Raw genomic sequence first — 7,449 nt, 5'->3', positions numbered from 1 at the left:
TTTAAAAATGATCCAAACATAAATAATCTCCTTAAAAACGGAAAAGCAATTGGAGCTTATTATGTTGAATCTCCTGCAATGCGTGGATTAATGCGGAAACTACAAACACAAGATTATTTAGGTTTAGTTGCAGCAAGTTCTATTATTAGACCAGGCGTTTCTGGATCAGGAATGAAAAAAGAATTTATTATAAGACAACGTTATCCAGAAAAAAGAAAAGAGGCAAATCCTATATTGCTTAAAATTATGCCAGAGACGTACGGTATAATGGTATATCAAGAAGATGTTTTAAAAGTGGCTAATCAGTTTGCAGGATTAACTTTAGGTGAAGCCGATGTGCTTAGAAGAGGAATGAGCGGTAAATATAGGTCTAAAGCCGAATTTTTAGCAGTTGAAGAAAAGTTCATTTCTAATTGTAAAGCTAAGGGTTATAAAGACGAATTAACTTTAGAAGTCTGGAATCAAATAAAGAGTTTTGCAGGTTACGCATTTGCAAAAGGACATTCAGCTTCCTATGCTGTAGAAAGTTATCAAAGCATGTATTTAAAATGCTATTATCCGTTAGAATTTATGGTTGCAGTATTAAATAATGGTGGCGGTTTTTATAGCGCAGAACATTATATCCATGAAACTAAAATGTGTGGTGGGATTATTAATCCACCATGTATAAATCTAAGCGATCACCCAAATATTATTAAGGGAATAGAGATTTATCTGGGTTTTGGTTATTTAAAAAGTCTTGAAATATTAGTAATAAAAAGAATTTTATCAGAAAGACAACTCCATGGGAAGTTTGTTTCATTAGATAATTTTATAGATAGAGTAACAATTAGCATTGAGCAACTAACCATATTAATTAGAATTGATGCTTTTAGATTTACAAAATTGTCGAAGATAGAATTGTTATGGCATGCAATTTTCAAATTGAATGTTTCCAAAAGAAAAACAACACAATCAAAATTATTTAAAACTGAGCATAAACAATTTAATTTACCAACAATTAAGACGTCTGTTGTTGAAGAAGCATACGATCAAATGGAACTATTAGGCTTTCCATTATGTAATTATTTTGATTTGGTAAATGAAACTTTGGAAGGAGATGTTTTAGCATCACAAATGAATCAGTTTATTAATAAAACCATACTTATCTACGGAAACTTAGTTACAACACGTTTTAATAAAACTTCACAAGGTAAATTGATGCGTTTAAGCACATTTATAGATAAAAAAGGAGATTATTTTGATGCAGTACATTTTACAAATGTAGTTAATCAATTCCCGATTAATGGATTAGGGATTTATGCATGTTATGGCAAGATTACCAGTAAATTTGATTTTTGCAGTATGATAATTACTCGGAGCAAAAAAATTAGTTTAATATCAGATCCTCGGACAGCATAAAATTTTAAACAAGCATTTGTTTATTAACAGTTTTTATGACGTTCAAATAGTCTTTTATTTCATCTTTAATTCCATAATTAAATTTTGAACTTGATGGATGAGGCATTACAATAATTGGTAAGTTGTAACTAAACTTTAAGAAGTGAATTTTGTCATTTCAATCTAAATAATCAGTAAAATCCGAACCATTCAAATAATGACTTTCGCCTAAGACTAATATTTTAAAATCTTGTTTTTGATATTCTGTTCCGATAAATAATTTAAATCTAATTGGTAGCATAAATTATGTAGCCTTATTTTAGGACGAGTCATAGTTATTTGAAGATTGATCCGAGATCTCCATTTCTTAATAACCCAGTAATTATTTCATCAGATTTCGCCTTGATTTCATTATAAATTTTACTAGCATATCCAAAATCATCATCCTTAAAAGTTATATGCTCAATGTTGCCATTTAAATATCTTAAAGTTAATCGACTAAATCTTTTTCCTATAACTCTGGAATTTCCGTCGTTATCAAAATTGATACTTTTGATTCCGACAAGAAGGACAGTGTTTGTAGAAGAATCCCTAGTGTTTTCTATTTCGTAAAAATATTCCATTCTGTATAATTATTGCCAACCGCCGAAGACTATGAGTTGTTTTTGGCGAAATCAAATATAATGAAGTTATTTGATTTCGCTAAAAATGACTTATAGGCAGAGTTCTTGTTTAGTGCGAAGCGAAGCTTTGCAGTCAACAAGAACTGTGCGGCTCGTCGGCGGTTCTGTTTAATGCGTAGCGCAGCGGAGCATTAACCAGAACGTGTTTGTATATGATTAGTGGCGTGGTTTAAGTACTAAAGTTAGTAAATAAATCACAGATAGAATGTCCTCGAGAACTTTCGTAAGCAAGCTAAAACTAGCCATTAATTATATACGGTGTTAGCAACAGAATTTTTATTCATAATTTCTATATTTTCTTTCATTATTCGCCTTAAATTTGCAATTGGCTGAGTTAAGATTCCATCAGTAAAATCAATAATTCTTCCAGGTTGCTCATTATCTGGTGATTTGAAAAATGAGGCAGTTTTATTTATTTCTTTGTTATCTATATATTCAGTTCCACTTGATATGGATTTGTTCAATATTGTTTCTTTTGTTGAATAAAGCGCAGTAGAGGTTAGTTGAATTCTTTTCTTGGAATTTGATATTTTATTTATGAATAAGGGCGCAATTTTCTCTTTAAATATTTTTGATGTCATATTTTTAGTTCCGATGTTATTTCTAAGACTTCGTGCGTTTTGTGCAACTTTACCTAGAATACCTGAAATTTGTCCAACTCCCGGAAGTATAAAAAAAAGATTGCTAGCCAAGGAAAGGTTGTTATTTCTTTTCTCTCTTTTAATTCTTTGTTTTTCGTCAATTACTAATTCATCAATTTTAAATATCACATCTTCCGCCAATATGAAAGGTTTGGCTTCATAAAAATCGTTTAAATCTAAATTGTTATAGTCAGCATATTTTTGGTTTAAAATGCTAAGTTCATTTATTGTTTCATAATAAATTTTATTTACTCGTAGTTCATCACTTAAAAGAGAGTCTGTAGTAATCTGTTTTATTAAATTAATCTCAACAATCGATTCTTCATATGAATGAGATAAAAGCGATTGGTATTCAATTTGTGTTAATGTCTTTTTATAAAGTTCTATTTGACCTTCAATTACATTTGGAAGTAAATCACGTAATTTAATTTTACCAGCTTCTATAATTTTCGTGGCATCATTTTTATAGTTTGACGTATTTAAAATGTGATTTAATTCTATTTCTGTTGTTGTACCAATGGACTTAAGTGAATTGATGTTATCCGTATTTTTCTTGCAACCGAATAAAAGAGTACAAAAAATAAACGTGATAATTAATTTTGTTATTTTCATAGTGCTTTACCAAGATTTATGGTGTTTATGATTTCTTTATCATCATATTCTTTTGAAAATTCAAAAAAGACTGTGTCCTCATCTTCATAAAAGTTAGGATTGACTTCTGCTTGATATATTTCTTTTTTTAGATTTCCATTTTCGTCAAATATTAAATCATACATAGGTTGGTTGCCCAAACCATCTTCGATTCTTCTTACTCCTAAACATTGAACACTTTCTTCGTATATTTTTAACTCGTATATGAAAAAGTAATCCTCTGTTTCGAAAAAATATTTATATATATTATTTCCTGATGATTTTTCGTGATTTTTGCGAACAACATCTTTTCCGTCAATTACTATACTGCTTATTATTTTATAAAAATTACCTTCAAGATTTTGAAGTTGTTTAGGCTTAGAATTAAACCAATTATAGACTGTAGAGTATTCAGGATATTTAGATTTATAAAAATCGTAATAATCTTTAATTTCTTTTTGTTCCAAAGAGTCGGATTTGAGTTTCCTATCATCAAAGTACTTTATAGGCTTTTTTATCAATGTACTGTCTAAATAATTTGCGCTTGAGTTAATAGCTTCTTTAGATTTTTTTAACATATCATCTCTTTTGTCCTTGCAAGAGAAAGAAATTATGACTAAAGTTAGTAATAGTAATGTTTTCCTCATTTTTTTTATTTTGTTGCTAACGAGTTTAAATACCAAACATAATCAATTCGTACCGTTTAACAAACTCATATGTAGGAATATGTCAACTTTTGTTAAAGTTTACATATACTTGATTTTATCGCAGATATCGCAACTTTTTTAATTTTTTTATAAAATCTCAAATACTACTAATCTTTATTTAGTTTTATAAAACGGATTTTAGATATGTAATTATTAAGATATTTATTTAGTTTTAAGTAAATTGACAAGTTGTTGTTTACCAATTGCTCATGAAAAAATCGCGATCTAACTAAAAATCATTTATTTGAACTATGTGTTTTCATACAAGTACTATTCATAAGACAAGAAAACTAGAAGAGCACTTTAAAGTTAAAATTAGTGATGACAATTTACGTCCAATTTTTGACAAACCTAATTATCATTTAAATGGATTTGCGCATCCTAATATGTTAGTAATTCCACAAGAAAAAGTAGAATTAATTGCTCCAGCAGTTTGGGGAATCGTGCCAAATAATAAATCATCAAACCAAATAAAGGAGTATTATAAAGAAGCCGTGAGATATGGAGGTGGATTAAATGCACGCTCAGAGAAAATTTTTAATCATTTTATTTATAAAGAATCGGTAATGGAAAATCGTTGTATAATTCCAGTTACAGGTTTCTTTGAACCACACGATCATAAAAAGAAAAAGTATCCTTTTTATATTCAGAATAAAGAAAAACAACCTTTAGGCTTAGCAGGTTTGTACAATGTAATAGATACGTATATAACATTTACAATTTTAACAAAAGAAGCTTCTCCTTTATTTGAAAAAATTCATAATCTCAAAAAAAGACAACCAGTCATACTCAATGAATCTGATTACAAAGATTGGCTATCTCCAGATTTAAAAGAAAAAAACATTAACGATTTAATTCTTGAGAATTACAGCGAATCAAAATTAGAAGCCTATAGTGTTAGTAAGGATTTATTTAGTCCAAAAGTTGATAGTAATCAACCAGAAATATTGAATTATGTAGAATTTCCAGAAATAGAGATTTTCAATCTTTAACGTCCCTAATGTTGTCCCTTCTTAAAACCAAAAAAACCTTAAATCATTTGAGATCAAATGTTTAAGGCTTTTTAGTGGTGGTGCCTCCAGGAATCGAACCAGGGACACAAGGATTTTCAGTCCTTTGCTCTACCAACTGAGCTAAGGCACCAGTTGCATTAAAATGCGAGTGCAAATATAGTTTCATTTTTAATACTACAAAAGAAAAAACACAAAATTTTAAATTGTTTTTTCTTTTTTCTTTTTTTAAGATAAAAAAGAGTGTTACAGTTATCGTAATATCAACGAATTAGATGTGTAGATAATAACTTCATTTTTGTAAATTTGTTTTATAATTTATTATATGGATTTAATTATTGATGTTGGAAATACCTTTACTAAGCTTGCGGTATTCGAAAAAAATAAGCTAATTGATAAAAAACGTATTGAAACAAAAAACTGTATTTCTGGGATAAGAGAGCTTCAAAAAATACATGGTAATTTAATTAATGCAATAGTTTCTTCGGTTGGAGCTTTAGATAATGATACATTAGAGTATGTTGATAAAGAATTTAAACTTCAAATATTATCCTACAAAACAAATCTTCCATTTAAAAACCTATATAGTACTCCTAAAACATTAGGTATAGACAGGATTGCATTAGTATGTGCATCGGTAGAAGAATTTCCAGATAACAATGTGTTAATTATAGATGCAGGAACATGTATTACTTACGACTTTATAAATAATAAAAACGAATATTTAGGTGGAGCAATTTCTCCTGGTATTCGTATGCGCTATAAAGCTATGCATAATCAAACAGCTGGTTTACCGCTATTAAAAACAGAAGTGCCAAAAAACCTAATAGGAGACTCAACAGCTAGTTCAATGCATTCTGGCGTAGTAAATGGTGTTTTAAACGAAATTGATGGTTGTATAACTCAGTATCTTGAAGATTATCAAGATTTAACAGTAATTTTAACAGGAGGAGATGCTAAAATGTTGTCTAAACAATTAAAAAGTAGCATATTTGCGAACTCAAATTTCCTGTTAAAGGGTTTGAATTTTATTTTAAATTATAATTTATACTAATGATAAGAAAACTTGTATTAGTTTTTATTGCATTATTTGCAATTCAAAGTTACGCTCAGGAAACAACTGCATCTCCATATTCTTTTTACGGTATTGGAACCTTGAAATTTAAAGGTTCTGTGGAGAATACTAGTATGGGTGGATTGAGTATTTATAAAGATAGTATTCATATAAATTTTAGAAATCCTGCTACTTACGGAGGTAATAATTTAGAGTCTTTTAATAATGAAAGCCGTCCAGTAAAATTCACTATAGGAGGAAGCCATACATCTACAAAATTAAAAAGTAATACAAGCTCAGATCGAGTAAAGTCATCTACTTTCGATTATGTAGCTTTATCTATTCCGCTTGGCAAATTAGGTTTTGGCTTTGGTTTATTGCCATATACATCGGTAGGTTATAGGTTAGATACTAATAACGATGCAGGAAATCTAGATACTCGTTTTAATGGAGAAGGTGGTTTAAATAAGGCTTTTTTATCTTTTGGTTATCAAATAACAGATGGTTTAAGTGCAGGAATAGATGCGAATTATAATTTTGGAAACATTCAAAATAATACTATCGAGTTTAACTATAATAGCGACGGAGAGCTTTTACAAACACAATCTAGAGAAGAAAATAGGTCAGACTTAAGTGGGCTTAATTTAAACTTTGGATTACACTACCAAGGCATGATTTCAGATAAATTAGAACTACAATCTGCATTTACTTATTCTCCTTCAAGTAATATTACTTCTACAAATGAGCGTTCTTTTTCTAATGTACTTGTAGACATTGCAACAGGTTCAGAAATTGCACCAACATCAGAGTACAGTCAAACAATTGAAGCAGATTTAGCTGCGGCAGGTTTAGATAAAACAGATTTAAAATTACCATCAAGAATTTCTTTTGGAGCAGGATTAGGAGCGCCAAGAAAATGGTTTGCAGGAATAGAATACACAACTCAAAATACAAGTGAGTTTTCTAATGTTTTATATGAGAATACCGGAAGTACTTTTGTAGATGGCTCAACTTTGTCTTTAGGAGGTTTTTATATTCCTCAATATAATTCGTTTTCAAGTTACTGGAAACGTGTTGTTTATAGAGCTGGTTTGCGTTTTGAAAACACAGGTTTACAAGTGCAAAATCAAACAATAAAAGAGTTTGGCATATCTTTTGGAGTGGGTATACCAGTTGGAACAATTAGAAATCCATTCTCAAATGCCAATTTTGGTTTTGAATTAGGAAAAAGAGGCACAACAGAAGCAAACTTAATTCAAGAGAACTTTTTAAAGTTTAAACTCAGTCTATCTTTAAACGATAGATGGTTCGAAAAAAGAAAATTCAACTAATAACACAAACATT

At 29.5% G+C, this 7,449-nt stretch carries 6 protein-coding genes and 1 tRNA gene; 4 read left to right on the top strand and 3 right to left on the bottom strand.

The features are described 5' to 3' along the window. Positions 1-1,401, top strand: a 1,401-nt coding sequence (locus tag CLV86_RS04775; RefSeq protein WP_487246502.1) for a helix-hairpin-helix domain-containing protein, incomplete at its 5' end; no start/stop codon positions are given. Between the two features lie 907 nt (positions 1,402-2,308). Here the strand turns inward: CLV86_RS04775 and CLV86_RS04765 are convergent. Both CLV86_RS04765 and CLV86_RS04760 read right to left on the bottom strand, forming a co-directional pair. Beyond that, positions 2,309-3,316 carry a hypothetical protein gene (locus CLV86_RS04765; protein WP_121050219.1) on the bottom strand — a complete coding sequence of 336 codons (1,008 nt, stop codon included), beginning with the start codon at positions 3,314-3,316 and terminating at the stop codon, positions 2,309-2,311. After that, the gene (locus tag CLV86_RS04760) at positions 3,313-3,981 is read right to left on the bottom strand and encodes a hypothetical protein (RefSeq protein ID WP_147427014.1); all 669 of its coding nucleotides are present in this window, start codon (positions 3,979-3,981) and stop codon (positions 3,313-3,315) included. Before CLV86_RS04760 ends, CLV86_RS04765 begins: the two co-directional genes overlap by 4 nt. A gap of 311 nt (positions 3,982-4,292) precedes the next feature. On the opposite strand from CLV86_RS04760, the gene CLV86_RS04755 reads away from it, so the two are divergent. Continuing rightward, positions 4,293-5,033, top strand: a complete 741-nt coding sequence (locus CLV86_RS04755) for an SOS response-associated peptidase (protein WP_121050213.1) — start codon at positions 4,293-4,295, stop codon at positions 5,031-5,033. A 75-nt stretch (positions 5,034-5,108) separates the two neighbouring features. Here the strand turns inward: CLV86_RS04755 and CLV86_RS04750 are convergent. After that, a tRNA-Phe gene (locus tag CLV86_RS04750) sits at positions 5,109-5,184 on the bottom strand. A gap of 192 nt (positions 5,185-5,376) precedes the next feature. Here CLV86_RS04750 and CLV86_RS04745 point away from each other — a divergent pair. Both CLV86_RS04745 and bamG read left to right on the top strand, forming a co-directional pair. Then, entirely contained in the window at positions 5,377-6,105 is a 729-nt protein-coding gene (locus tag CLV86_RS04745; RefSeq protein WP_121050211.1) for a type III pantothenate kinase, read from the top strand. Further along, a complete protein-coding gene (bamG, locus tag CLV86_RS04740) occupies positions 6,105-7,436 on the top strand; it encodes a BamG family beta-barrel-assembly machinery protein (RefSeq protein WP_121050208.1) in 1,332 nt (443 codons plus the stop codon). The genes CLV86_RS04745 and bamG overlap by 1 nt, the downstream gene beginning before the upstream one ends. Positions 7,437-7,449: the final 13 nt, after the last annotated feature.

The organism is Lacinutrix venerupis, assembly GCF_003663945.1.
Classification (GTDB): domain Bacteria; phylum Bacteroidota; class Bacteroidia; order Flavobacteriales; family Flavobacteriaceae; genus Lacinutrix; species Lacinutrix venerupis.
Note: the sequence above shows the minus strand (reverse complement) of the source record. Positions and strands in the feature narration are given on the sequence as shown.

Coding starts and splice junctions, on each gene's coding strand:
- CLV86_RS04765 (WP_121050219.1), bottom strand. CDS start 3,316: ATGAAAATAACAAAATTAATTATCACGTTTATTTTTTGTACTCTTTTA.
- CLV86_RS04760 (WP_147427014.1), bottom strand. CDS start 3,981: ATGAGGAAAACATTACTATTACTAACTTTAGTCATAATTTCTTTCTCT.
- CLV86_RS04755 (WP_121050213.1), top strand. CDS start 4,293: ATGTGTTTTCATACAAGTACTATTCATAAGACAAGAAAACTAGAAGAG.
- CLV86_RS04745 (WP_121050211.1), top strand. CDS start 5,377: ATGGATTTAATTATTGATGTTGGAAATACCTTTACTAAGCTTGCGGTA.
- bamG (WP_121050208.1), top strand. CDS start 6,105: ATGATAAGAAAACTTGTATTAGTTTTTATTGCATTATTTGCAATTCAA.